Here is a 24,597-nt window from a genome sequence, read left to right as displayed (position 1 = left end):
ATTTTTGGTTAGCTTTGTTATTGAGTCAATATACTTTCGTCTTATTTTGGTTGCCGAATTTTGCTTGTCATTTCTTGTCGTCCAGCCTTCGTACCCCGTTAGACTGCGATACGTGAAAGCGCATTTATGGCGGAGGAACGGAGCGCGTCGCGGCGCTCGATGATCCACGTTGCTGGCCACCACCCATTAGCCGGCCAATGGAGAACATACTGGCGGTTCCGGGTTAGTGATTTCGTGCTGTGTGCTCCTGGAAGAGCAGGAATTGATTGTTCTGCTCGTGCGTATCGGGCATCAGAAGGATGTTTGCCGATGACTCCGCAGCAGTGGGGTTTACTGATTGTGCCGAACCTGGCCGTGCTCGGCATTCTGCCCTGAGGGGCGGGTATGCCGTTTCGCGCTGAATTCAAATAGGTAAAGCATCCTATGAATTCAAATATTATTTATTCACTGAACATCCTTCCTCATAATCGGACATTGCCCTAATATCAACTTTCGGCAAACACATCATCACAGCCAGTGTTGCTATGGCAGCCGCATTAAAAACAGCCGTCAGCCCCCACTGGCCAGCACCCCATCCGACGATAGCTGGGCTCAGAATCTGTCCTGCAGAGATCAAGAAGAAAGTCGCACCAAAACCGGCTGAAGGGCGTTCCTGAAAAACATGAACGCTCCAAATACCGAACAAGCCGGTTATCAAAATAAAACTGCTGCCGAACAGTACAGCAGAACCGAATAACGCCCACCAATTTCCGGGTAGTAGCCCGAGTAACAAGCACGCGGCGGCATTGGCGATCAATGTCGCCCGGAAGCTAGTTCGTAGACCAAAGCGGCTCACGCTGTCGCCAGCACCGCCCCCGACGATTCCGGCAAGCCCGACCAGAATCCAAAAAAGTTGAGCGCCCCCACCCGGCAGATCGCCATAGCGTGTGATGAGATCAACTGCGAATGTCCAGTACACCGCCGAAGTCAGGCCAAATAACAAGGCGCCACTGAACAGCGGTAAGGAGTGAATTTGGAGGAGCCACCGCCAGCGCAATGGCTGAACTGTGCCTTGTTGGTTTTGCGGTGCCGCCGTTGGCATGATCCAGTAATTCCACACCGTGGAAACTAACGCGATGCCGGCAAAAGCAAGCCAGGCAAGCTGCCATTCAGATCCCGCCCAAAACGCTAGAGGCGCAGAAATCATGATGCCGTAGCTGGTCCCCGAATTGATCAAGGCGTAGGTGCGACCTTGGCGTTCCGGAGGGCGTAACTGCACCACGGCATCCGATAACGGGGGATAACTGAGGCCTGGGCTGGTTCCGGCTAGCACGATACCGACAGCCAACCAAGGTAAGGATGGGGCTAAGCCGATGAGAGCCATGCCAACTGTCGCGGTAATACCGCCGGCGATGATAGGGCCCCGTGGGCCTAGAGTGCCGGATAACGTCGATCCCAAAAGAGTGGCGAAAAGGTAGCCTGCATAAGAAGCGCTGCCCAGCAAGCCAATAGTGGCGGTGGATAGATGAAATTCACCCTGAATGGCGGGTACGAACAGACCGTAAACGTAACGAGCTAGGCCGTAGGTTGACGCCACAATGAAAAGCCCTGCTCCCACGATATGAAAAGTCGAGGTAGGGTCGGTAAAACCTGGAATGGAATGCTGAGCGCGGCTCATATCAATGCGTTGGCTCTGCAAGCAGGCGAGCCACCGTGCGATTGGCCGAATGAATCGGCCAATCGGCTTGAAAGTTTTGTGTCTCCACGAGAGCACCGTCGTAGAGCAGATAGATTGTGTCCGCGTCGGGCACCCAGGCTTTGGCTTGCTTTTGAGAATCTGCGTAATCTGAAAGTAAATCGGCTATTAAAGCCCGAACGGACTCCTTGTGCGCTTTGATCCGCTGACGTATCGGTGACTCATAATTGGGAAATTCAGCGGCCATGTTGACGAACAGACAACCGCGAAACCCTTCGTCTCGAATTTGATCAGTCCAAAGCTCGAATAGCGCCAGTAATTTGTCACGCGGGCCTTCTTCCCAAGCGAGTCGTTGCTCTGCCGCTTGAAACCAGCGTTCATGGCGGCGTTGTATAAAGGCTTCGGCCAGTGCGACCTTGGACGGGAAATGATGGTAGAAGCTGGCTTTCGCGACACCGGCTTCGTAGATGATTTGATTAATCCCGGTCGCGCAATATCCCTGCATGATGAACAGCTGTTCGGTGGCATCCAGGATGCCGTCGCGGACGTCAGTTGTTTGCCTTGGCATGGTCATGCTGGGCATGATATACAGACTGGTCTGTCTGTCAATGAAGCCATGTCCTCTATCGCGCATTACGCAACGCCCGGATTTATGCCGGCGAAATTATTGTGTTTCGGGGATTTGTTCCGGTGGCAAAACTCGTAGAAGCTCTGCGGTCACACAGCTATACCTATCTGGGTGACGATCCAACGCTTATCTATGAGCACAGCACTGAAGGCGATATAGCGCAGACAAGTGCAGCGTGTCGTCGGGCCGTTCGCAACGATTTGGCTATTGCTGACTGTTTCAACGCGGCTCTGGAAGCTGTCGGTGTGCGTCTCGATGACACTTACGGCGATGGCGTCGTGATGCGCGTGCAAACCGCTGGATCCAGTGATAGATCCACCCTTGGTCCATTGCGGCGCACCGAGACACGTGGGGAGCCATATCGCCGCCCAAACTAATTGGTGGGCGCCGTTATTTCCCACTACAACGGGATGTACGCTGGCTCTATTTCCGACTTATTTTGACTATTCTGTCGCCAACAACAGCACCGATTGGAATTTCAAGGAATTACGGCGCCAGTTCAAAGTAGATTGCACCGCTGGGAAATATCCGTTACTTCCGACGGCTAGTCGAGTGCTGCCACGGGCTAAAGCATTGCCGATTAGCCTGTTCGGCGACCTCATGTGTTTTTCGGGTGCTCAATTACACGCCAGTGTGCCCAACAGCACTGACCGACCCCGGTTGTCATTTGAAAGCCGAACTGCCAATGGCGTCGATGTCGCAGCCAAGCGGGGAGCACCCAATGTAGACGGCTGCACCCGTTACACCACCTATCAACTTTTTCGCCACTTAACGACTCAGGAAAAGCTTGGGACGCTGACTTAAAACAAATTCTAATGGCTTACGTCATGGCGACGGCTTGGGGGACGTTAGCGTGGCCCGGTGGCATCGTCCTTGGCCGGGGATTGAAGGTCGGAACGGCCTTCCGGGTAATTAATTGACGACGCATTTGGCGAACTATTTGCGTTCACGCCGTAACGCGGGTCATTGACGCGCCTTGTTGACGCACGATGGCGCAAAACGTGGCCCACGTTCTTGGTCGACTATTGGCGACACGCGTAACCATATGTCATTGATGACGAGTTTACGTAAGCGTAGCTATACGTTTGTCAGAGGTGGTGCCGCCGGAGGGACTTGAACCCTCATGGCCTTGCGGCCACTAGGACCTAAACCTAGCGTGTATACCAATTCCACCACAGCGGCAGGCCCAAGATTATAACTTAATTGCGCGTGCTTTAAGCGGCATGCCGACCGGTATTAGTCGCTACTATGATCGAGTACTTTCGGCGGCACATGATATTCGTTGCTGAGTTCACTGTTCGAGTCGTAATTCACCGCGCATTCCACGAGGGTTACGCCGGGCTGCTCGAACGCGGTGGTCAATACTGTCGAAAGCGTTTGCTCGCCGGTATGTCGTATACCGTTTGCGCCATAGGCTTGGGCGAGCGCAACGAAATCCGGATTGCCGAAACCCATGCCGAAATCGGTAAAACCGGCGCTTTGCTGTTTCCAGCGTATGAAACCGTAGCCACAGTCGCGCACAATCAACACCACCATGTCGAGCTGCAATCGGACTGCGGTTTCCAAATCCTGGCTGTTCATTTCAAAACCACCATCACCGCAGACCGCGAGTACCTGGCGATCCGGATGAACCAGCCGTGCCGCCATGGCCGCGCCTAGCCCGGCGCCCATGCTGGCCAGCGCGTTATCGAGCAGAACCGTGTTGTGAATGTAGGCGGGATACAGTCGCGCGAACCAGATCTTGTAGATGCCGTTGTCGAGGCTGATGATGTCGTAACGGTCGAGTGTTAGTCGCACCTGGTCAACGATATAGGCGGGCGATGGTGGGTAATCAACAGCGGCATGGCCGATATGGAGTTTCTCGCTGACATATTCGCGCAGGCGCGCAAATCTCGGACTGCCGAAATCGTATTCGATCAGCCGGCTGCGCAATCTGTCGAGGGAGCTTGAAATAAGACCTAAAAGCTCCTGTTCAGGCGAATAAAACTCATCCGGCGTCGTCGTATCGTAATCGATGTCGATGATTCGTTTATCGCCTTTTGGATTCCACACATAGGGCGGGTATTCAATGGGCGAGTAGCCGACCGTTATCACCAGATCGGCTTCGTCGATCGCCGTGTGTACGTAGTCGTGCTGGTGAATACCCATGCAGAACAGGCTCTGCTCGTGGTCTTCGGCCAGTACGCCCTTCCCCATCTGGGTGCCAACCGCATAAATACCCGTTTTTTCGACAAAACGCGCCAGGCTTTGTGCACAGGTTTCACGGTTGGTGCCGGCCGAATAGATTAGGATCGGCTGCCGCGCGCTGGCAATTGCCTCGGCCGCGCTGTCGATCGCGGACTCGTCGGCGATCGGTGGCCGGGTGCGGATGCTGCCCTGCGGCCGCATATCGCCAACTTCTTCGCCGGCAATATCTTCGGGCAATTCGAGATGCGTCGCACCGGGTCGTTCAGCCTCGGCTACCTTAAAGGCGTGACGTATCGAGCGCGGGATGACGGCGCCGTCCGTAATCGAATCGTTCCACTTGGTTTGCGGTGCAAACGTATGAACGATGTCGATTAACTGAAATCCGCCTTGTGTATTATCGCGGATTGGTTTTTGCCCCGTAATCGCGAATAGAGGCATGCCGCCGAGTTGGGCGTAGGCGATGCCAGTTAGCAGGTTGGTTGCGCCCGGCCCGAGTGTCGATAAACAGACGCCAGCGCGCCCGGTTAAACGACCGTAAGTCGCAGCCATGAACGCTGCATGCTGCTCGTGACGGGTCACGATAAGTGTGATGCCACTCGTTCTAAGCGACTCGATCAGATCGAGGTTTTCTTCTCCGGGTACGCCGAAAACGTACTCGACGCCTTCTTGTTCCAGGCAGGCGACAAACAGATCGGATGCTTTCACGTTTGGCTCCCTTTCATGAGGCGAACGATGTGGCCAGCCGGCTTGATCAGGCTTGGCGTTGTCACCATAACTCGTGCAGCATACACCGATCACTGACTATCGTCCCGAGTATCCAATGAGCTTCAATACCGAGCAAGCAGCCGGCGTGAATGCCGAGGTTCCGTCCGAAACAAACGGCTTTGTCTTTAATCACACCATGGTTCGCGTCGTCGACCCCGAGCAGTCGCTCGCCTTCTACACAAAGGTTTTTGGCATGCGACTTTTGGCGTCCAAGGAAAACCCGAAGGGCGAATTCACGCTCTACTTTTTGGCACGGACCGAGGGTGACGAAGTCCCGGAAGATCCGGATGCACGCCAAGCGTATCTGAACTCACGACCGGGTATTTTGGAATTGACCCACAACTGGGGTACCGAAAACGATCCCAGCGCGTCGTACCATAATGGCAACAGTGAGCCGCAGGGCTACGGTCATATCTGTTTTACCGTGCCGGATCTGCAGGCCGCGGTCGCGTGGATGGATGCGAACAATGTCACGTTCCAGAAACGCCCGGAAGACGGTCGGATGAACCACATCGCCTTTGTGCTGGACCCCGACGGCTATTGGATCGAACTTGTCGAACAAAAATGAGTTTGCCGACGACGCGCACCGCCCAGCGATCAATCACGTGCCACGCCGAACAATATAACGGCTTTCATGGCGCGTTCGATTTGAATATGCTTAATATAGTGTGAGCAAAAACAGGGTGAGATCGTGAACGCTGACAGCGCCCTAGCCTGCCTCAAGCGTGGTAATGCCGCGTTTCTGGCCGGTATTAATAACCCGCATCAAGCTAATGGCCCGGCGAATCCAATGCCGACCCTCGAGCATCGGCCGTTCGCGGTGGTGTTGGCTTGTTCCGATGCGCGTGTGCCGATTGAGCGGATTTTCAACCAAGGTTTTGGTGAGTTGTTCGTGATTCGCGTTGCCGGCAATGTTGCTGACGCGGCGCAAATCGCCAGCGTGGAATATGCCGTTGCCGAATTGGATGTAAGTCTGGTGCTTGTGCTCGGACACACCGGCTGTGGCGCGGTAAGCACCGCCGTCAATGCCCGACAAACTCAAACCCCGGCACCAACACGAGCGCTTTCGGAATTACTGGCGCAAATCAACCCGGCGCTCGACCGGTTAGAGGCCGACAACGACGCCGTACCTGCTGCCGTATGGCACAACGTCGCCTACCAAGGCGAACGTTTGGTCAGCGATTCCGAATTACTCGCCGATCGGGTTGCCCGTCACCAGCTTCGTATCGTCGGCGCATGCTGCGAGACAGCGTCGGGTCATGTCGACTTCGACGACGCCAGCTGAGCATGTCGACGCTTCGCTGGCAGACGCACCAATCGCCAATCGGTGCGTTGCTGGTCGCCGAGTCCGATCAAGGCCTGGCTTTATTGACTTGGTGTGAGACGTGGGATGCGGCCGAGTCTATACTTTGTAAACGACTCGGAGATCAGGCGTCGTATTTCGAACATGATCCGAAGAGCGCCCAAACGACAACCATCGAGCAGTTTTTTCAGCACGCCGGTCGCGTCGAACCGCCGCCGCTCGATGTCACGGGTACTGTGTTCCAGACTCGCGTCTGGGCGGCCTTGCGCACCCTACCCGTAGGCGAAACGCGAAGTTACGCCGAGGTGGCAGCCATGATTGGCCAACCAGGCGCGGCCCGTGCTGTTGCCGGTGCCTGCGCTGCTAATCCGGTCACGTTGTTTACGCCTTGTCATCGCGTCGTACGTGCCGGCGGTGAAATCGGCGGCTATGGCGGCGGTCTGGATCGAAAGCGCGCCTTGCTTGCACTCGAACAAGGGAGCCCTTTCGAGAGCACGCCATGAATTGGTTGGCGCATTTCTGGCTCGCGGATGCGACCGGGTCTTCTCTATGCGGCCAGTTTCTCGGCGACTGGGTCAAAGGCCGCGACTTGAGCTGCTTCGATCCGGCGATCGCCAACGGTATACGATTGCATCGAACGATTGATCGGCTCGCCGACGAGCAGCCCGAATATTGTCAGCTTAAACAACACTTTTCCCGTAGTACGCGCCGGTACGCTTCGATTTTGCTGGATATAGGGTTCGACTACAGCCTGGCACGCCAGTGGTCGCAATATGGGCATCAGACGTTGGCCGCGTATACCGCCTCGGCAGAAGCGCGATTGATTGAGAGTTGGCCCAGTGATGCGCCGTTTCAAGCGGAACAGTTAAAAGGCCTAGCCGGCATGCTGGCGAGTTACGACTCTCAGGAGGGGGTTAAACGTGCCCTGGCGGGCATTGAGCGGCGATTATCGCGGCCAGCTGCGCTGGTCGATGCGTTTAGTGAAATTGAAACACTTGCCGCGACGCTAGACCTGTGTCTGCATCCGCTATTGTCACGTATGCAGACACAGGTGGCTGCCGAACACCGTCGGCTCGGCGCAGCTGTCGCGTAGACGCCTTAAGGACGAATTTGTCGATTCGCGGCGGTGAAGCCCTGCAGTGAGATCTTTAGATTGATCTTCTTGCCACGTGGCCCGATGATCTCGACGTTCGCATTGCTGCCGTGCTTCATCGTGTTCTTGAGCGAGCTCTTGATCGGATAGTCGGCGCGACATCCCTGCTTAAGGCAGATCTGGAACGGGAACTGGTGCGATTGGCCACCATCGATGTCCATCTTGATGCCTGGTGCAAGGCGTGTGCCCAATGGCGTCACGAAAATCATAGCCGCGCTATCAGCCTGCGGCGGATAGCCCATGACGACACGCATAATCGGCTTGCCGTTATCAGGGTTTGTGACCTTCTGGGTCATCTCGCAGCGTGCCTGCGATTGGTCCGATTCCGGACACCGCACGTCCCAATCCTGGTAGTGGCTGACCGTGAAATTCGGTTTTTTCTGGCCTTGCGGTTGTTGCTGGCTGGTGGCGTTTGCACCAGTGCCGCCCTGCCCGAAGTCAGCTTGCTCAACCGCTTGTGCCGCTATGGGACCTAGCATGAGCGAAAATCCAAGCCCAATCAGCGTCCCAGTTCGTTTCAACATAGCCAAAATTTCTCGTTCCATAAACGCTTTAGTGTAACGCAACTTATAAAAACAGTCGCTAGAGAGTCAAATCAGGCGTTGCCGATCATCCGTTCGAGTCGTTTTGCCGAAACTTTTGCCTCTGTGCCGAGCGCTTGAGCAAAGAGTTGGATGCGGAACTCCTCGATCAATAAGCGAAACAGATCAATATCGATACCCGGCGGTTCTGTGGCAGTGGCAATGCGCTGATAATAGCGCCAATACGGCTCGACCTGTCGCTGTAGCTGTTTGTCAGCGGCGGCGCCGCCATCCTTTAGTTTGTCCAAGCGTATCTCGATGCCTCGCAGATAGCGCGCCAACCGTCGCATATGCGCGATTGGTCGCGTCGAATCACCGATGACGCCAGCGTAGACAAGGTGATCGAGTTGTTCCCGCATGTCAGCCAGCGCCGGTTCGGCAGCCGTCGGCCACGCTCGATCCAGGCGCTCGATAAGCACATCACGTTTTTCGATGATGGCCGCAACATGTGACCAAAGCGTGACAGCATCGGTTTCCAGGTTGCCCCGTGCTGTTTTGACCAGCGCATCAAAAGTTGCCCGCGTGCGCGGCACATCATCCATTAACGAGCCGATCACGGCCGTGAGCAGATCGGCGAACAGGAGCGGTTCAGGATCGATCGACAGGCTGGCCCAGCGCGCCGATCCGACGCGGGCCGTCGCTGGCGGGGTTGGCAGCACCGTGGCCCGCAATGCTTGGGTGCCGATACGTTCGCGTTTGATGCGGCGCGTGATTCGGTTTGCGGCCAGCCGGACGAGTCGTATAACCCCTTGGCGATGATGAGCCCAACTATTGTCGCCGGGTGGTTGAAGCGTCAGATCAACTGCTTCACCGCGGTCAATGAGGGTTGGTGCGGCGTGCATCGACACACCGGATGGTGCGACGTCGACGTCAGCCGATAAATCAACGTCGGGCCAGTCAGTCAGACCGTGCTGGTTCAATCCATCGTCGGCTTGATCGGCCAGCGCCTGGGCGGCGCGCTCGCCGAACGAGGCGCGTAACGCGCTTAGATCACGGCCACTCTCGATCACGTGATCGGATTCGTCGACAATCTCGAAGCGTGTTTTTAGGTGTGGGCTCGGTTCGAAGCTTTGCCAGGCATCGGTCGGTACTTCGACCCCGGTCGTGGCACGGAGCGCATCACGCAACGCCGAATCCGGATCGTCAATTCCGAAGTGGCTACGTTCCGCGGCTGCCCTCGCCGTCTCAGGGATGGGCACGAACTCGCGGCGCAAACGTTTGGGCAACGCACGCAGATATTCGGTGAACAATTCGGTCAGCAACCCCGGCACATGCCAGTCCGCCAACGCGACCGAGATATCGTTGAGTGCTGGCAACGGGATGCGGATGGTTACACCGTCGTCCTCGGCCCCCGGCTCGAATCGATAATGCACTGGTGCGCGCACCCCGCCGAGGTCAACCGCATCCGGATAATTGGCTGCGTCACTCGTCGGTGCGCCATCACGACGTAAGTCATTGGCGTTGAAGCGAAGGACGGCGTCGTCGTGTTTTTTCAACCAGGCGGTCAGTGATGTGCGGTCGACGACTTCGGCTGGTAATCGTGCCTCGTAGAGTTCGGCCAACTCGGTCTCGCTGATTTGTAGATCAACGCGGCGCAGGCGTGTTTCGTCGTCGGCTACGGCTTGCAACTGCTCGCGATTATGGGCAAGAAATGCCGGCAGGCGGCCGCGGCGATCGTGCACTGCATGCGGCACGAGAGCTTCGTGGATGAACACTTGGCGGGCGCTGGCTGGATCAATCGCGCCAAAGTTACGGCGCCGGCCGTCGATCAGCGTTAATCCGAACAGGCGCACACGCTCATTGGCTATAACTTGGCCGCGGCGCTTCGACCAGCGCGGCCCATAATGCTCAACAGCCACCAGGTGCGGCGCCACGCGCTCCACCCAGGCGGGCTCGATGGTGGCGACGTAGTGCGCGTACAGCCGCCGGGTTTCAACCAACTCGGCGGCGACAATCCATTTCGGTTGCCGGCCGGCCAGCCCGGAACCCGGAAAGATACGAAAGCGCCGATTACGGATGCCGCGATAGTCATGTTTTGTATCCAGATGGCCAACATGGTCCACAAGCCCTGTCAGTATCGCTTCGTGGAGTTGACGATAATCGGTGCTCGCCAGGTCGCGTGCGCCTGGCTGTGTCGCAAGTTCGAGCTGATCGCTGGTCTGGCGTAGCTGGCGGACCAGATCCTCCCATTCGCGGAGCCGCATGAAATTGAGATAACGTTGACGGCACCATTGGCGCAATTGGTTGCCCCGGTACTCGCGCCGGGCGGCCGCGAATGCGTCCCAAAGTTTCAATAGGCCGACGAAGTCCGATCGGCTATCGGTGAATGCGGCCTGCGATTCGTCGGCCGCCGCCCGGCTGTCCGCTGGTCGTTCGCGTGGATCGACAATGGTCAGACCCGCGGCCAGCACGCGGAGTGCGGCCGGCGCATCCGTGTCCGTGCCGGCCAGAAGCATACGTGCCAAGCGAGGATCCAGCGGTAGTCGGGCGAGTTGGCGTCCGAGCGATGTGATCTGGTTATCGACTAGTGCGCCGAGTTGTGTGAGCAGGTTGCGCCCGTCTTTGATCGGCCGCTTTGCCGGTGGATCGATAAACTCGAACCGCTCGATCGGACCGAGTTTCAAATCGGCCATGGTCAGCAAAACGCTGGCCAGATTCGTGCGCTGGATTTCCGGATCGGTAAATGCTGGCCGTGCGTTGAAGTCATCTTCGCTGAAAAGGCGGATGCACACACCTGGCGCAACACGACCGCAGCGCCCGGCACGCTGGCTGGCACTGGCCTGTGAAATGGCCTCGATCGGCAGTTGTTGCACGCGAGCTGTCGGCGAATAGCGACTAATACGGGCTATGCCGCTGTCGACGACATAACGAATTCCCGGGACGGTCAGCGATGTTTCGGCGACATTGGTCGCCAGGACGATACGTTTGCCACTACTCGGCGCGAATATGCGTTGCTGGGCGCTGCGCGTCAGGCGTGCGTAGAGTGGCACGATTTCGAGACCGGGTGTGCCCGCCAACGATGGCGAACGTGCCAGGTGGCGTTCGGTATCGCGGATGTCGCGTTCACCGGGCAAAAACACCAACACGTCACCGGTATCCTGGCGCCAGAGTTCGCCGACTGCTGACTCGATGGCTTCGGCCAGGCTCGTGTCCTCGGCGGGTGGCCGGTAACTCAAGGTGACCGGGTATCGCCGCCCTTCAACATTGATAACCGGTGCATCGTTGAAAAAACGCGAGAACCGATCCGGATCAATGGTCGCCGAGGTGATGACCACTTTTAGGTCCGGCCGACTCGGTAATAGCCGTTTCAGATAGCCCAGCAGAAAGTCGACGTTCAGCGTCCGTTCGTGCGCCTCGTCGACGATGATCGTCTCGTAGCGGGTCAGATAACGGTCCTGTGCACTTTCGGCGAGTAACACGCCATCGGTCATCAACTTGATGCGGCTCGCGTTCGAGATCTGTTTATCGAAACGCGTCACGAAACCCGCAAGCTCGCCGGGCTGGCTGCCGACCTCCTCGGCGATACGCTCAGCCACATTACGGGCGGCCAGACGCCGTGGCTGGGTATGGCCGATGCGCCCACGGTCGCCCCACCCGGCCCGCATCAATATCTGGGGCAGTTGCGTGGTCTTGCCGGAGCCGGTCTCGCCGCAGACGACGACAACGCGGTGTCGTTGCAAGGCATCGACAATCGCATCGGCATGCGTGCTGACGGGCAGTCCAGCGTTCGGCGCCACATCGGGCCGCTGGGCGCGGTTGTCGCGGGTGATCGCCGCACTTTTTTCGACGCTGCGATGCACCTGGTTACGCTCGGTATCGGTTGTCGCCCGGTGCGCCTGCGCACTGAGTCGATGGCGATCACGGGTCGTACGGTCACTCCAGAGCCCCGAATCGATCCAGTCGGGGCAATTATCATCCGGTGGCAGTGTCATCGGCGAACGCTTAGCCGGGGTTCGGTAGGCGGGTTGGTTAGAATGGCGGGAATTGCATCAAGCACGTACGACACACAATGAATTTTCACACGCGCAAATGGATTAAGCCTGAAGACTTGAATCCGAATGGCACGCTTTTCGGTGGCAGCCTGCTCCGTTGGATCGACGAGGAATCGGCCATTTACGCCGTGATTCAACTCGATACGTCCGCACTGGTCACCAAATACATAAGCGAAATTAATTTCCTGTCCAGCGCCTATCAAGGCGAGATCATCGAGCTCGGCATTACGGCCACCGAGTTCGGTCGAACGTCGCTGACACTTCGTTGCGAGGTACGCAACAAAATCACGCGCAATCTTATTTTGACGATCGACCGGATTGTGTTTGTCGCCGTGGATGAAAGCGGCAATCCAATGCCGCATGGCAAGAAAGAAATCACCTACGCACGCGATCATTTCGTCGGTAACGAATTGGGCAATGAGCCTGAGTCCAGTGCTTAGATCGAGCCAGAACGTGGCCATACGCGCCATAACGACATAGCGCCTCACGCGTTGGACAGCCTAGCGTTCTCAGTACACTGAAAATGCAAGGCGCCAATGCATGGGGCTGTCAATCGAGCGTAGCGCCGGCGAGCGAAGCGCGCACCGCCAATGCCTTTTCGGCAGCGGCCTCGCTGGTGTCGGCAAAGGCGGTGATGTGGCCCATCTTGCGCCCTGGCCGCGGCTCGGCTTTGCCATAAAGATGCAGCTTGATCGACGGATCGGCAAGCGCAGCGCCCCAGTTCGGATCGCCGTTAGCCCAGCAATCGCCGAGCAGATTAACCATCGCCGACGGTGCGAGCCGCCGTGTATCGCCCATCGGCAGCCCGCAAACCGTGCGGAGTTGTTGTTCGAACTGGCTGGTTACACAGGCATCGAAGCTAAAATGCCCCGAATTGTGTGGCCGCGGCGCCAGCTCGTTGACCAGCAGCTCGCCCGATTTGGTAAGGAAAAACTCGACGCATAGCACACCGACGACATCAAGTGATTCGAGCACACCACGCGCGATTGCTACCGCCTCGTCGGCGATGTTCGAGTCCAGTGGGGCGTCCGGCAAACATACGTCGAGGATATGGTCACGGTGGCGGTTCTCCGTTACGCCGAAATGCGTGAAAGCACCGTCGACACCACGGGCGCCGACAACGGAAACTTCGCGGTCGAAATCCACCATTGCTTCCAGCACCGCCTCACCAGCGCCTATCGCATGCCACGCATCATCAGCGTCGTCATCCGGCCTGATGACCGACTGCCCTTTGCCGTCGTAACCAAACCCTGCCGTTTTTAGAACGGCCGGCCGACCGATGTGCTCCAAGGCATGTGTGAGCGCGTCACGATCGGCGACGTGCTCGAAATCGGCTGTTGGGAATCCCGTTTGGGAAAGAAAGTCTTTTTCCCGCCGACGATGCTGGGCGATATGCAACACGCCGCCTTTCGGCCGCACCGGTCCTTGGCCGTAATCAGCCGCCGTCTCGGCAGCGGCAAACGGCACGTTTTCGAACTCGAAGGTTGTGACATCGACGCCGCGCGCAAAATCGGCTACAGCATCCAGATCATCGTAGTCGGCGACCACAGTGCGATCGGCGATCTGACCCAGTGGCGAATCCGACTCCGGTGCGAGTGTATGCACTCGATAACCCATACGTCGGGCGGAAAGTCCAAGCATGCGGCCGAGCTGGCCGCCGCCGAGAACACCTACGGTAGCGCCAGGCGAGATCATTCGGTATCCGATAGTGGTTTGGCCAGTGCTTCATCAGCAAGTTGCTGACGATAATCAGCGAGCGCTTGGCGCAGTTCAGGCCGAGTGTTGGCCATGAATGCCAAGGCAAAAAGTGCGGCATTACGTGCCCCCGAAGGGCCGATGGCGAACGTCGCGGTTGGTACACCTCCCGGCATTTGCACGATCGACAGCAGCGAATCCGTGCCGCCCAACATCCGGCTCTGAACTGGCACGCCGAGCACGGGCACCAAGGTTTGCGCTGCCACCATGCCCGGCAAATGAGCGGCGCCGCCGGCGCCGGCGATGATGGCCTCCAAGCCGCGGTCGGCCGCGCTGTGCGCGTAGTCGCGCATGCGCTCCGGTGTGCGGTGGGCCGATACGATCTCGCACTCGTGCGCTACATCGAATCTATCAAGTAGTTCGTGCGCAGCGCACATCGTGTCCCAGTCGGAGTGACTGCCCATGATCAGGCCGATGTACGGATTGGCGTTCTCGTTTGTGGCCATTCGATTATCCACGCGACGACGTATTTAAGCGCCGTGCCAAGTGAAAAGACCAAATAGTATGCAACAAGTCGCCAATCCAACGCGATACCCCACCGCGACACAGGCGAGTGACAATGTGTTGAGCGTGTTATGCGTCAGGTGTGTTGCGTGGTCGCCGACGCGTGCGGCAACAGGCTGCGTTGAAACACGAACCAAGTTATAGCGCCAGCTAGAACATTGCCGAATGCCGCGCCCAGTGCGACATAATCCATCCGCCCGGCCAGCACGCCGAGTGCCACGAATGGCAAATAGCAAATGAACAGCCGGGCGAAGGACATCAGCATGGCGCGCATGGGCCACCCCAGCGCATTAGCCGCCGAAACGACCAGCATGCACACGCCCAGTAGCGCGTAACTCGGTAGTAGAAAGCGGATCAAAACCGTTAGCCGGTCGGCCACTGCGGCATGGTGTGTCAGTAACGTGGCCAACCACGGGGCCGCAATTGCCATGGCGACGCCGAAGACCAGCTGCCAGACGACGACGGTCTGTTGTGCTACACGCATCAGTGCCCGAATCCGGACCCAATGGCCAGCGCCGTAACAATGGCCGAGCCACGGTGGCAGCGACATGGTCAAACCGAGAACGACCATTAAAGAGACTGTCTCCAGGCGGCTCGCCACCCCCCACGCAGCGACCGAAGCGTTACCGAGCGTCGCCAGCAGTCCGGTCGCCAACATCGCCGATAAGGGGGGCATGAGTTGGCTGATCATGGCGGGCCCCGCGATCGTGGCAAACGGCTTCGCAGAGCGCCGGATTTCTGTCGGCAACCCGGATCGAGACAGCCAATCCTCACGGCTGAGTTGTGTGCCCATGAACAGCAGACCGGTGCCAAAAGAAGCAATGGTGGCCACGGCCGCCCCCGGCAGCCCAAAACCTTGCCAATCGCCGACCCCGAAGATGAAAATGGGATCAAGTGCCAGGTTCATGAGACTGGTCGCCACCATCATCGTCCCCGGCAGTCGGGTGTTGCCATGCGCGCGATATAGTGTGTAAAAGAAATACAACACCGCACCTAGCCAGTTGGCAAACAGTTGTGGCGCCCAATAGGCGCTAATAAGCGTCAGCAGGTTGCCGTGGGCACCGAGTTCCGTAAATATAAGGCGATGCCCGAACCAAAGTGCCAGTGCAATAATGCCCAGCGTCAGGCTGCCGCCGACCAAAACCAGGCTGCTCAGTCGCTGCGAGCGCTGGCTTTCGCCGGCACCGCGCGTTTGGGATATGAGTGCCGCAATAGCGATACCCAGCCCGACCTGCACACCGATCATCAAAAAAGTGATGGGGAAAGTGAATGACTGCGCGGCCAACGGCCGCGTGCCAAGATGGGCAACGAAGGCGGAGTCGACCAGCTGAAAACCCAACAACGACATTATGCCAATCGCCATGGGCCAGGTCTGGGCGAATAATCGGCGCCGTAGCGTCGACCAGTCGAGATAATCGGACTCAGAGTGCAAAACAGGCCCTTTCAAGCAATGGATTTTTGTACAACATGAAAAGTGACTTAGGCCGGTATTGTTTTCGAGGCGCTCTGGGCGCGGCAGCAGCGATGGCAGGAGTGGCCATACTGGCTGGCTGTCAGGCGACGACGCCGTTCGGCGGTGGTGCCACGCCGAAGAGCAAACTCGTCAGCACTTATTGGCAAGCCACGAGCATCGCTGGTCGATCGATCGAAACCGGCGAGGACAAACGTCAGCCGTACATCCTGCTAACCAAGGCCAACCACCGGTTTCAGGGATTTGCCGGTTGCAACGATATCCACGGACAGTACCAACGTGGCGGCAAGCATCTGCGATTCAAGTCTGTCGCCCAGACCCGGATGTTTTGTCGTGGCGACATGCAAATGGAAAGTGCGTTCACCCAAGCACTCAAAAAAACCCGCCGTGCTCAGGTCCACGACCACGTGCTGAAGCTCTCGGATGCCAACGGTGATGTGCTAGCTCGTTTTCACGCTCGGATTAAACAGTTCAAAAACGAGTGAAAAGCTAACGTTGCCGAACTTAAACGATGCCCACGGGACCATCAATCTCGCTTGGGCATATGCTTGGGACCAGTTCCTGAGACTAAACATCTTCGTTTCTGGAAGCACTGATTCGCGCAACCAGGGCCAGAGCATAAGAAATTGCTGCTGCCAAACGCCAGCAGTCATTATTTTTAATTCATCCCGGAGATGGAAACGATGATACCGGGCTGCAGGCCGCATAGACGGCATGATGGCACGGCCAGTTAACAAGCCATAAGCGACGAATATGCGGCCATATCCCATTGACTCGAGGATGGAGGCTGCAAGTGTGCCGCCAAGCGCATCAAAAGTTATATCGACTTGTGCCGCAGCGTGTTCAATCGCTGAACGATCAGTAATGGGCAATGGTTTGATGCCAATTTCTTTGAGCTGCTCTTGGCGTTGATGCGAGCGATAAACCCCTATGACCTCCGCGGCACCTTGGCGTTTCGCCCAGAGTCCAAGGAGATTGGCGCAACTGGATCCAGCGCCTGTTAATAGAACTCGTTTTCCACGCACAGGCCATGTATTTAACATCCGAAGCGTAGCCATGGGATTGATATAACTGCGAGCCGCTGTGCAGTCATCAATGTCATCCGGAACAGGGATGGCCAGGCTTGGATCACAATCAACAAAGCACTGCCAGGTACCAGCGCCTCGCAATGGCAGGACGCGCCTTCCTATGAGGTGGACGTACGCAGGTGGTGCATCCACCACGACCCCCACACCTTCATAGCCGGCGACCGCCGGCAGCTTTATCCGATGCGCATACGCACCGCTCACAGGGATCAGATCTGATGGGTTGACTGGCGCTGCCGACATCGCGACGCGCAGCTTACGCTCAGGCGTGTTGGCTAACTCGCTTCGCTCCAGTACGAGTTGTTCGGTTGGCGGCCCAAACGATCGATAACGCAGAACTAGGTTATTTCTGGGCGTTTTTGTCATCACTGCTTAAAAGTATAAGCAATGAGAAGTCCTTGGTTATTCGGCGTTATGCAGGTCCAACACAGCGTTATCAGGGTCGGCGTCGTTGCTAGCGCGTGTGCTTTCGCCACGAAATAGCTCGAGCTGGGCGAGATAGTTGTTGCTGATATCAGCGGTCACGTAGTCGCCGGTAAACACCGAGTCTTCGAAACGATTCATCTCGTTGTTGCCGGCAGCCACCGCTGCGTACAGGCCTTCGATGTCCTGGTAGAACAGCCGGTCGGCACCAATGAATTCGCGGACTTCGGCCTCGGTCCGCCCGTGTGCGACCAGTTCCTGAGCCGTGGGCATGTCGATGCCGTAAACATTCGGGTAGCGTACTGGCGGCGCTGCGGACGCCATATAGACCCGGTTGGCGCCGGCTTCGCGCGCCATCTCGACGATCTGGCGGGAGGTGTTGCCCCGAACGATCGAATCGTCGACTAACAACACATTCTTGTCGGCGAATTCCAAATCGATGGCGTTTAGCTTCTGGCGTATCGATTTCTGACGTTTTTCCTGGCCCGGCATGATGAATGTCCGGCCAATGTAGCGATTCTTGATGAAACCTTCGCGGTATTTGACACCGAGCCGACCGGCCAGCTCCAGCGCCGAAGTACGGCTGGTTGATGGTACGGGAATGACCACGTCGATATCGTGGTCCGCCCATTCCCGCTCTATCTTGTCGGCGAGTTGTTCGCCCATTCGAAGGCGCGATTTGTAGACGTAGACGTTGTCCAAGACCGAGTCGGGCCGTGCGAGATAGACATATTCAAAAAGACACGGGCACAGTGCCGGATTATCGGCGCACTGGTGAACATGGAGTTGACCGTCAAACGTGATGATTGCCGCTTCACCGGGTTTGATGTCGTCGATTAACTCATAGCCCATGGCGTCGAGCGCGACCGGCTCGGACGCGATCATGTAGTCAGTGCCGGCCGCAGTTTCTCGCTTGCCATAAACGAGCGGACGGATGCCCAGTGGATCACGAAAGCCAATCACCCCGTAATCGGCGATCATCGCGGTTGCTGCATAGCCACCGCTGCAGCGCCGGTGTAAAGCACCGATTGCTTTGAAGATCTCGCTGGGCGACAGCTCAAGATCCACATGGCGCATCAGTTCGTGCGCAAATACGTTCAACAGAATTTCGGAATCCGAATTGGTATTCAGATGTCGCCGGTCGGTCCGATATAACTCATCGGAAAGTTGCTCGGCATTTGTAAGATTGCCGTTATGCGCCAGGCAGATGCCGTACGGTGTATTGACGTAGAAGGGTTGTGCTTCGGCGCTCGTCTCGACGCCGGCTGTTGGATAGCGGACATGGCCGATACCTGCGTTACCGGCCAGCCGCAGCATGTGGTCGGTCCGGAAGACGTCACGCACCAGGCCGTTGTCTTTGCGCAGATACATGCGCCGGCCGTCCGTGGTCACGATGCCGGCCGCATCCTGCCCGCGATGCTGAACCACGGTCAGCGCATCGTAAATTTCCTGGTTGACGGGGTTATGGGCAACGGTTCCGATGATTCCGCACATAGCGCCTGGCGTCTAGGTTTGTCGGGGTGAAGAAGGCTTCGCCGCACGCTCAGGATAACTGACCGAGTCGGCAAGATCGGGCGGTAGATAGGGCCGCGCTTTCAGCGCGCCGGATTCCAAATGCGTCATGAGTAACGAACGCTGCCACCATCCGTCCTGCGGTATTGATGTCATACCTGCAAGCAAAACGAGGAACACGAGCAGCGCGACGCCACGGATAAAACCAAAGCCAACGCCGAGGATTCGGTCGGTTCCCCCCAGCCCGCTCTTGTCGATGAGTCGTCCGAGCGCAACATTGACTATGGCACCGAGTACGACGACAGCCACGAAGATCACACCGAAAGCGGCCACGAGGCGTGGCGTACGTGTGTCGATCCAACTGGCTAGAAATACCGATAATTCGGTCGCGTAGTTAAACGCCAGATAGAAAGCCAGGATCCAGATCGCCAGCCCAAATACCTCACGTCCAAAACCGCGGAAAAAGCCGACCCCGGCAGACAGAGCGACAATCAGGATAATGGCGGCATCAACCCAGTTCACGCCGTTAATCCATGGTTGATCGGGAGGTTGATCGCCACACGAGTATCAGCGGTGCGACACATAGGGCTTATAGCCGCCCGTCTTGAGTTTGTTTTCAATTTGATCGGCCTTATCCCGGCTCTTGAACGGGCCAACGCGAACGCGATAGTAGCTGGTTCCTTTGACCTCGCCACTCGCGTAGAACGCCGTGTATTGATCTTGTAGCTTTTGAATGAGTTTTTTCGCTTTCTCACGCGATTTGAAGCTGGCAACTTGAACAACCCATTTGCCGCTGCTTTGCGGTTTGTCGTTTTTATTGCGACTACTGTCGTCGGTGGACGATGATGCCTCGGACGACTCGTTTTGTTTCTGCGAAACGTTGCCAGCCGTGGTTTGGCTAGATTGGGTGCTGGATGCGTTTGTAGATGTGCTGCTATTGCTGGCGCTCGAGCGTTCGCGATCCGTTTGATGGCCGTTGCCTGCATTGCTCGCGGTTGCTTGGCCACCATTGTCCGGTGCGGATGCACTGCCGCTCGTACGTTGTTCTTTGGTTGAACTGGTTTCGGAGGACGCGTTTCGCGACCCTTCTTCGCTTAAGCTTTGTGCCAAGCTCTTTGATTCTTGTTCCGTTTGTTCCGTTTGTTCCGGTTCGGTAGTGTCCGCCTGGCCGGATTGTTTCTCTTGGTCAGCGTTGAGGCTGATCTCGTGGGTTTTAGCTTGTTTGTCCGACTGGCCCTGACTCCCAAAACAGTGGGTCAGAAAAAATGGTAGTCCGACCACGATGATAATCAGGACGGCCAGGCCTACTGCGCGTTTTTTCGTTTGGTCATTCATGTTGTGCATTCAACCGCTATATTGTCGGCTAGCACACCGCTAACGGTGTGGAACGAGCCACAGACTACGATACGGTCGCCGGCGTTCGAATCGTCCCAGGCTGCATCGAATGCATCAGGCGCCGTTGCCCAAAAGGCTTCGGTTTTACCAATGCGCTTGGCCAATGTGTTGCCCGCAAGACCACGCGGCGAGCGCTGGTCGAGACCGGCTGGATAGAACATGTCGGCAACCGTGCGCAGACGCTCGATAACCTCGTCCACCGGCTTGTCTTCAAGCATGCCGAGCACGACGCGGGTCCGACCATGGACCGGAAATGCCATCAATTGATCGACCAATACCGCTACGGCTTCAGTGTTGTGGCCGACATCGTAGACCAGGCGCACAGTTCCGTCGACTATCTGGCAGCGTCCAGGCAGATGCGGCGGTTTTTGCAATGCCTGCATCACTTGCTCGGCAGCCAGTGGCTTATTAAGCGACGCCACTAGCGCGGCCGCGCCCGCAAAGTTTTCCGGTACAACACCCAGCGATAAAGTTGGTAGCCGGTATGTTTCGTGTGGCAGGCGGAGTTGCCAGCCTGTGTCTTCGGCGGCAAGATCAAATTCACGGCCGATCTGGGCAGGCACGGAACCGGCCGTTTCGGCGTGCTGAGCCAGCACAGCGGGTGGGTCACGGTCTGCGATCACGACTGGGCGCTCAGGGCGCATCACACCGGCTTTTTCAGCGCCAATCTGCTCACGATCGGTGCCGAGCCATGCCATGTGATCCAGCCCGATCGAAGTGATGAGCGCTGCGTCGGCGTCGACGATGTTGGTCGCATCCAGTCGCCCGCCGAGCCCGACTTCCAGCACGGCCAGGTCGACGCTGGCTTGCTTGAAGCACCACATTGCGCAAAGCGCGCTGTATTCAAAATAAGTCAAACGGGTGTCGCCACGCACGGACTCGATTGCCTCGAACGCGCGGCAGATCATGTCGTCGCCCACCGTGACGCCGTCGACGGTTACGCGTTCGTTATAGCGCCACAGATGCGGCGAACTAAACACACCGACGCGTTGGCCGGTCGGCCATAGCGCACGCACCCAGGCCGCGGAACTCCCTTTGCCGTTGGTGCCGGCGACCAGCACGGTTGTGGGCGCTGGTTTTATAACGTCGAGGCGGCGCCCTACCTCACCAACGCGCGCCAGCCCGAGATCGATAGCGTTGGGATGGACGCTTAGCTGCCAGTCGAGCCAGGTGCCCAAGTCACGTTCGGCGGTGGATGTCACGCCGCAGGCGACTCGTCGCTGGTTGGCGCTTGGGTCAATGTCGAGACGATCGTGTGCAGCCGGTTACGCATTTCTCGCCGCTCCACGATCATGTCGATCGCCCCATGTTCGAGTAAAAATTCGCTGCTCTGGAAGCCTTCGGGCAACGTCTGTTGCACGGTTTGTTCAATCACCCGCGGCCCGGCAAAACCAACCAATGCTTTCGGCTCGGCCACATTGACGTCACCCAGCATGGCGTAGCTCGCCGCTACACCGCCCATGGTCGGATTGGTTAGCACTGAGATAAATGGCAACTGCCGATCGGTCAGCCGGCTCAGCGCTGTACTGGTCTTGCCCATCTGCAAAAGCGAGAACAGCCCTTCCTGCATGCGTGCGCCGCCGCTGGCGGAAAACATGATTAGTGGCATGTTGTTTTCGGCTGCGGCATCGACCCCGCGCACCAATGCTTCGCCTACGACACTGCCCATCGAGCCGCCCATGAAATCGAAATCGAGCGCGCCAGCGACCACGGGCATCCCTTTGAGTTTGCCGCTCATCATCAGGATTGCTTCGCGTTCACCGGATTTTTTCTGGGCTTGGCTTATGCGATCGCGGTATTTCTTGGAATCGCGAAACTTGAGTGGGTCCTTCGCTTCGAGATCGCTGGCAATCGGCTGCCCGGTGTCATTATCCAGAAAAAGCGACAGCCGCCGCCGTGCCGGGAGTCGCTGATGGGCGTCGCATTTCGGGCATACGCCAAGCGAACGCTCGATCTCAGCGGTATAAAGCATTGCCCCGCATTCGTCACATTTGGCCCAGAGTCCCTCCGGAACACTTGCCTTTGCAGGGTCGCCACGCATTTGTGACGGCACTAGTTTTCTTAGCCAGCTCATCAGGCGTTCTCGCGCGTTGTTTTAGATGTTTTCGGGATGCTATTCATAGCACTATTCATGGCTTGTCTCATAGCAGCCAGTGTCTCGTGTAGCCGGTTGCGTGTGTCATCGAGCGAACCGTTGTATGTTGCGACTTGACGGACCAGTGAGCTGCCGATGACCACAGCGTCAGCCACGTTGGCCACCGCTGCCGCATCGGCCGGTTCGCGTACACCGAAGCCCACGGCAACCGGTAGCGACGTATAAGGCCGAATGCGTGTGATTTCATCGGCGAGTCGGGCGGTGTCGATACCCTCGCCGCCGGTTACGCCTTTCGTCGAGACATAGTAAACGAAGCCACCGGCGTGGTTACAGATGCGCTGTATCCGCTCGTCACTGGTCGTCGGCGCAACCAGGCATATCGGAGCCAGCCCGGCGTCAGCGATAAGGGGGAGCGTGTCCGGTGCTTCTTCGGCCGTCATGTCGACAACCAGTACGCCGTCGACGCCAGCAGCGGTGGCACGTTCGGTAAACGCAGCCAGGCCCATGGCATCGATCGGATTGAAATAGCCCATCAATATAACCGGCGTGCTGTCGTCATCGCGGCGAAATTTGGCCACGATTTCGAGCACATCGGCTAGTGTTGTGCCGGCGGCCAGCGCACGCTCACAAGCCGATTGGATTGCAGGTCCGTCGGCCATCGGATCGGAAAATGGCACGCCCAATTCGATAACGTCGGCGCCGGCGGCAACCAAGGTGTGCATGAGGGCGGGCGTTGCGTCTGGCGATGGGTCGCCCGCGGTAATAAACGGCGTCAGTGCAGCCTGGCCTGTGTCGCGTAGCGCGGCGAATGTCGTATCGAGTCTGTTCACAGCGACGTGCCCTCAGCTTCGGCTACGCTGGCCATATCTTTATCGCCGCGGCCCGAGCAGTTCACCAATATGGTTTGATCGGGGCGCATACTGGCAGCGAGTTCGCGTGCATAGGCGATGGCGTGTGCAGTTTCCAGTGCTGGCAGGATGCCTTCGCGCCGACAAGTGGCATGGAGCGCATCCAGCGCCTCAGCGTCCTCGATACTGACGTAGTGCACAAAGCCTTTGTCTTTCAGCCAAGCGTGCTCAGGACCAACGCCCGGATAGTCGAGACCGGCCGAAACCGAGTGTGTGCCCAGCACCTGCCCGTTTTCATCCTGCATGACGTAGGTGCGGTTGCCGTGCAGCACACCCGACTGGCCTTCGGCTAGCGGTGCGGCATGCTGACCGCTGGCCACGCCTTTGCCGCCCGCTTCGACGCCGTAACATGCGACGGCGTCGTCGAGAAATGGATAAAACAGTCCGAGCGCGTTGGAGCCGCCACCAACACAGGCCACCAACGCATCCGGCAAGCCGCCAAATTGTGCGTTAGCGACTTGCTCGCGCGCCTCGCGCCCGATAACGGACTGAAAATCGCGCACCATCTGCGGATACGGGTGCGGCCCGGCGACGGTACCGATAATGTAGAACGTGTCATCGACGTTGGTGACCCAATCGCGCAGAGCCTCGTTCATGGCGTCTTTCAACGTTTTCGAGCCGGCGTTGACGCTGCGCACCTCGGCACCGACCAATCGCATCCGGTAGACATTGGTCGCCTGCCGGCGCATGTCCTCGCTGCCCATGTAGATGACACACTCTAGCCCGAGGCGTGCCGCGACCGAGGCCGTGGCGATGCCGTGCTGACCCGCGCCGGTTTCGGCAACGATCCGTGTTTTGCCCATGCGTTGGGCAAGCAGTGCCTGGCCGACGGTGTTATTGATCTTGTGGGCGCCGGTATGGGCCAGATCCTCACGTTTGAGCCAAATTTGCGCGCCGCCGGCCTCGGCTGACAAAGCTGCCGCGTGATAGAGCGGTGTCGGACGACCGACGAAGTCGGACAGGTCGCGGGCCAGATCACGCGCGAAATCCGGATCGTTCATCGCCGACGCGTAAGCGGCCTCCAGTTCGTAAAGCGGCGCCATGAGCGTCTCGGCGACAAAGCGACCGCCGTAAGGGCCGAAATGGCCCCGCGCGTCGGGCAGCGATTCAAGAGGCGTGGCGGCCGCCGGATTATTCCCGGCCTGGCTGTCGGATGTGGCCATGG

At 57.8% G+C, this 24,597-nt stretch carries 22 protein-coding genes, 1 tRNA gene and 1 pseudogene; 7 read left to right on the top strand and 17 right to left on the bottom strand.

The features are described 5' to 3' along the window. Nucleotides 1–436: 436 nt before the first annotated feature. Both HKX41_02815 and HKX41_02810 read right to left on the bottom strand, forming a co-directional pair. Nucleotides 437–1,678 carry an MFS transporter gene (locus HKX41_02815; protein NNC23088.1) on the bottom strand — a complete coding sequence of 414 codons (1,242 nt, stop codon included), beginning with the start codon at nt 1,676–1,678 and terminating at the stop codon, nt 437–439. Continuing rightward, entirely contained in the window at nt 1,659–2,309 is a 651-nt protein-coding gene (locus HKX41_02810) for a TetR/AcrR family transcriptional regulator (GenBank protein ID NNC23087.1), read from the bottom strand. Before HKX41_02810 ends, HKX41_02815 begins: the two co-directional genes overlap by 20 nt. Nucleotides 2,310–2,365: 56 nt before the next feature. Here HKX41_02810 and HKX41_02805 point away from each other — a divergent pair, with 56 nt between their 5' ends. Further along, nucleotides 2,366–2,680: a hypothetical protein gene (locus HKX41_02805; protein NNC23086.1), complete on the top strand. Its 315-nt coding sequence runs from the start codon at nt 2,366–2,368 to the stop codon at nt 2,678–2,680. 718 nt (nt 2,681–3,398) lie between these two features. On the opposite strand, the gene HKX41_02800 is transcribed toward HKX41_02805, so the two are convergent. Continuing rightward, nucleotides 3,399–3,485: transfer RNA gene (locus tag HKX41_02800), tRNA-Leu, on the bottom strand. A gap of 54 nt (nt 3,486–3,539) precedes the next feature. Continuing rightward, complete coding sequence (locus tag HKX41_02795) at nt 3,540–5,195, bottom strand: acetolactate synthase large subunit (GenBank protein NNC23085.1); 1,656 nt, start codon at nt 5,193–5,195, stop codon at nt 3,540–3,542. 115 nt (nt 5,196–5,310) lie between these two features. On the opposite strand from HKX41_02795, the gene gloA reads away from it, so the two are divergent. The 4 genes from gloA to HKX41_02775 all read left to right on the top strand — a co-directional run bounded on the left by gloA (nt 5,311) and on the right by HKX41_02775 (nt 7,651). Beyond that, nucleotides 5,311–5,823, top strand: coding sequence for a lactoylglutathione lyase (gloA, locus tag HKX41_02790; protein ID NNC23084.1), 513 nt, complete (start codon nt 5,311–5,313; stop codon nt 5,821–5,823). 123 nt (nt 5,824–5,946) lie between these two features. After that, the gene (locus tag HKX41_02785) at nt 5,947–6,540 is read left to right on the top strand and encodes a carbonic anhydrase (protein ID NNC23083.1); all 594 of its coding nucleotides are present in this window, start codon (nt 5,947–5,949) and stop codon (nt 6,538–6,540) included. After that, on the top strand, nt 6,492–7,061 hold the full coding sequence (locus tag HKX41_02780; protein NNC23082.1) for a methylated-DNA--[protein]-cysteine S-methyltransferase: 570 nt from the start codon (nt 6,492–6,494) through the stop codon (nt 7,059–7,061). The genes HKX41_02785 and HKX41_02780 overlap by 49 nt, the downstream gene beginning before the upstream one ends. Continuing rightward, nucleotides 7,058–7,651: a DUF479 domain-containing protein gene (locus HKX41_02775; protein NNC23081.1), complete on the top strand. Its 594-nt coding sequence runs from the start codon at nt 7,058–7,060 to the stop codon at nt 7,649–7,651. Before HKX41_02780 ends, HKX41_02775 begins: the two co-directional genes overlap by 4 nt. A 5-nt stretch (nt 7,652–7,656) precedes the next feature. On the opposite strand, the gene HKX41_02770 is transcribed toward HKX41_02775, so the two are convergent. Next, complete coding sequence (locus HKX41_02770; protein ID NNC23080.1) at nt 7,657–8,235, bottom strand: invasion associated locus B family protein; 579 nt, start codon at nt 8,233–8,235, stop codon at nt 7,657–7,659. 71 nt (nt 8,236–8,306) lie between these two features. Further along, entirely contained in the window at nt 8,307–12,224 is a 3,918-nt protein-coding gene (gene hrpA, locus HKX41_02765; protein ID NNC23079.1) for an ATP-dependent RNA helicase HrpA, read from the bottom strand. Nucleotides 12,225–12,301: 77 nt separating this feature from the next. Here hrpA and HKX41_02760 point away from each other — a divergent pair, with 77 nt between their 5' ends. Further along, nucleotides 12,302–12,724, top strand: coding sequence for an acyl-CoA thioesterase (locus HKX41_02760; GenBank protein ID NNC23078.1), 423 nt, complete (start codon nt 12,302–12,304; stop codon nt 12,722–12,724). 109 nt (nt 12,725–12,833) lie between these two features. Here HKX41_02760 and HKX41_02755 read toward each other — a convergent pair whose 3' ends face one another. From HKX41_02755 to HKX41_02745, 3 genes are all read right to left on the bottom strand, one after another. Then, nucleotides 12,834–13,979: a 5-(carboxyamino)imidazole ribonucleotide synthase gene (locus tag HKX41_02755; protein ID NNC23077.1), complete on the bottom strand. Its 1,146-nt coding sequence runs from the start codon at nt 13,977–13,979 to the stop codon at nt 12,834–12,836. Beyond that, the gene (gene purE, locus HKX41_02750) at nt 13,976–14,485 is read right to left on the bottom strand and encodes a 5-(carboxyamino)imidazole ribonucleotide mutase (GenBank protein NNC23076.1); all 510 of its coding nucleotides are present in this window, start codon (nt 14,483–14,485) and stop codon (nt 13,976–13,978) included. Before purE ends, HKX41_02755 begins: the two co-directional genes overlap by 4 nt. Before the next feature lie 134 nt (nt 14,486–14,619). Next, nucleotides 14,620–15,906, bottom strand: coding sequence for an MATE family efflux transporter (locus HKX41_02745; GenBank protein NNC23075.1), 1,287 nt, complete (start codon nt 15,904–15,906; stop codon nt 14,620–14,622). A 161-nt stretch (nt 15,907–16,067) separates the two neighbouring features. Here HKX41_02745 and HKX41_02740 point away from each other — a divergent pair, with 161 nt between their 5' ends. Next, complete coding sequence (locus HKX41_02740) at nt 16,068–16,499, top strand: META domain-containing protein (protein NNC23074.1); 432 nt, start codon at nt 16,068–16,070, stop codon at nt 16,497–16,499. A gap of 51 nt (nt 16,500–16,550) precedes the next feature. Here the strand turns inward: HKX41_02740 and HKX41_02735 are convergent. The 8 genes and pseudogenes from HKX41_02735 to trpB form a co-directional block, all read right to left on the bottom strand. Then, nucleotides 16,551–17,465: pseudogene (locus tag HKX41_02735) on the bottom strand (zinc-dependent alcohol dehydrogenase family protein). Nucleotides 17,466–17,501: 36 nt separating this feature from the next. Continuing rightward, a complete protein-coding gene (gene purF / locus HKX41_02730) occupies nt 17,502–19,016 on the bottom strand; it encodes an amidophosphoribosyltransferase (protein ID NNC23073.1) in 1,515 nt (504 codons plus the stop codon). A gap of 12 nt (nt 19,017–19,028) precedes the next feature. Further along, nucleotides 19,029–19,556 carry a CvpA family protein gene (locus tag HKX41_02725; protein ID NNC23072.1) on the bottom strand — a complete coding sequence of 176 codons (528 nt, stop codon included), beginning with the start codon at nt 19,554–19,556 and terminating at the stop codon, nt 19,029–19,031. A gap of 45 nt (nt 19,557–19,601) precedes the next feature. Beyond that, nucleotides 19,602–20,369 (bottom strand): hypothetical protein, encoded by a 768-nt coding sequence (locus tag HKX41_02720; GenBank protein ID NNC23071.1) that lies wholly within the window; start codon nt 20,367–20,369, stop codon nt 19,602–19,604. After that, nucleotides 20,366–21,631, bottom strand: coding sequence for a bifunctional tetrahydrofolate synthase/dihydrofolate synthase (folC, locus tag HKX41_02715; GenBank protein NNC23070.1), 1,266 nt, complete (start codon nt 21,629–21,631; stop codon nt 20,366–20,368). Before folC ends, HKX41_02720 begins: the two co-directional genes overlap by 4 nt. Then, nucleotides 21,628–22,503: an acetyl-CoA carboxylase carboxyltransferase subunit beta gene (locus HKX41_02710; protein NNC23069.1), complete on the bottom strand. Its 876-nt coding sequence runs from the start codon at nt 22,501–22,503 to the stop codon at nt 21,628–21,630. The genes folC and HKX41_02710 overlap by 4 nt, the downstream gene beginning before the upstream one ends. Further along, nucleotides 22,503–23,354, bottom strand: coding sequence for a tryptophan synthase subunit alpha (locus tag HKX41_02705; GenBank protein NNC23068.1), 852 nt, complete (start codon nt 23,352–23,354; stop codon nt 22,503–22,505). Before HKX41_02705 ends, HKX41_02710 begins: the two co-directional genes overlap by 1 nt. Next, nucleotides 23,351–24,595 (bottom strand): tryptophan synthase subunit beta, encoded by a 1,245-nt coding sequence (trpB, locus tag HKX41_02700; protein NNC23067.1) that lies wholly within the window; start codon nt 24,593–24,595, stop codon nt 23,351–23,353. The genes HKX41_02705 and trpB overlap by 4 nt, the downstream gene beginning before the upstream one ends. Nucleotides 24,596–24,597: the final 2 nt, after the last annotated feature.

The sequence above is a fragment of the Salifodinibacter halophilus genome, assembly GCA_012999515.1.
GTDB lineage: Bacteria > Pseudomonadota > Gammaproteobacteria > Nevskiales > Salinisphaeraceae > Salifodinibacter > Salifodinibacter halophilus.
Note: the sequence above shows the minus strand (reverse complement) of the source record. Positions and strands in the feature narration are given on the sequence as shown.

Excerpts from the sequence above, each read along its gene's own strand:
- hrpA (NNC23079.1), bottom strand. The coding sequence starts at position 12,224 with ATGACACTGCCACCGGATGATAATTGCCCCGACTGGATCGATTCGGGG.
- trpB (NNC23067.1), bottom strand. The coding sequence starts at position 24,595 with ATGGCCACATCCGACAGCCAGGCCGGGAATAATCCGGCGGCCGCCACG.
- HKX41_02810 (NNC23087.1), bottom strand. The coding sequence starts at position 2,309 with ATGCGCGATAGAGGACATGGCTTCATTGACAGACAGACCAGTCTGTAT.
- HKX41_02770 (NNC23080.1), bottom strand. The coding sequence starts at position 8,235 with ATGTTGAAACGAACTGGGACGCTGATTGGGCTTGGATTTTCGCTCATG.
- HKX41_02780 (NNC23082.1), top strand. The coding sequence starts at position 6,492 with ATGCTGCGAGACAGCGTCGGGTCATGTCGACTTCGACGACGCCAGCTG.
- HKX41_02740 (NNC23074.1), top strand. The coding sequence starts at position 16,068 with ATGGCAGGAGTGGCCATACTGGCTGGCTGTCAGGCGACGACGCCGTTC.
- HKX41_02745 (NNC23075.1), bottom strand. The coding sequence starts at position 15,906 with ATGGCGATTGGCATAATGTCGTTGTTGGGTTTTCAGCTGGTCGACTCC.
- HKX41_02755 (NNC23077.1), bottom strand. The coding sequence starts at position 13,979 with ATGATCTCGCCTGGCGCTACCGTAGGTGTTCTCGGCGGCGGCCAGCTC.
- HKX41_02760 (NNC23078.1), top strand. The coding sequence starts at position 12,302 with ATGAATTTTCACACGCGCAAATGGATTAAGCCTGAAGACTTGAATCCG.
- purE (NNC23076.1), bottom strand. The coding sequence starts at position 14,485 with ATGGCCACAAACGAGAACGCCAATCCGTACATCGGCCTGATCATGGGC.
- gloA (NNC23084.1), top strand. The coding sequence starts at position 5,311 with ATGAGCTTCAATACCGAGCAAGCAGCCGGCGTGAATGCCGAGGTTCCG.
- HKX41_02720 (NNC23071.1), bottom strand. The coding sequence starts at position 20,369 with ATGAATGACCAAACGAAAAAACGCGCAGTAGGCCTGGCCGTCCTGATT.
- purF (NNC23073.1), bottom strand. The coding sequence starts at position 19,016 with ATGTGCGGAATCATCGGAACCGTTGCCCATAACCCCGTCAACCAGGAA.
- HKX41_02710 (NNC23069.1), bottom strand. The coding sequence starts at position 22,503 with ATGAGCTGGCTAAGAAAACTAGTGCCGTCACAAATGCGTGGCGACCCT.
- HKX41_02775 (NNC23081.1), top strand. The coding sequence starts at position 7,058 with ATGAATTGGTTGGCGCATTTCTGGCTCGCGGATGCGACCGGGTCTTCT.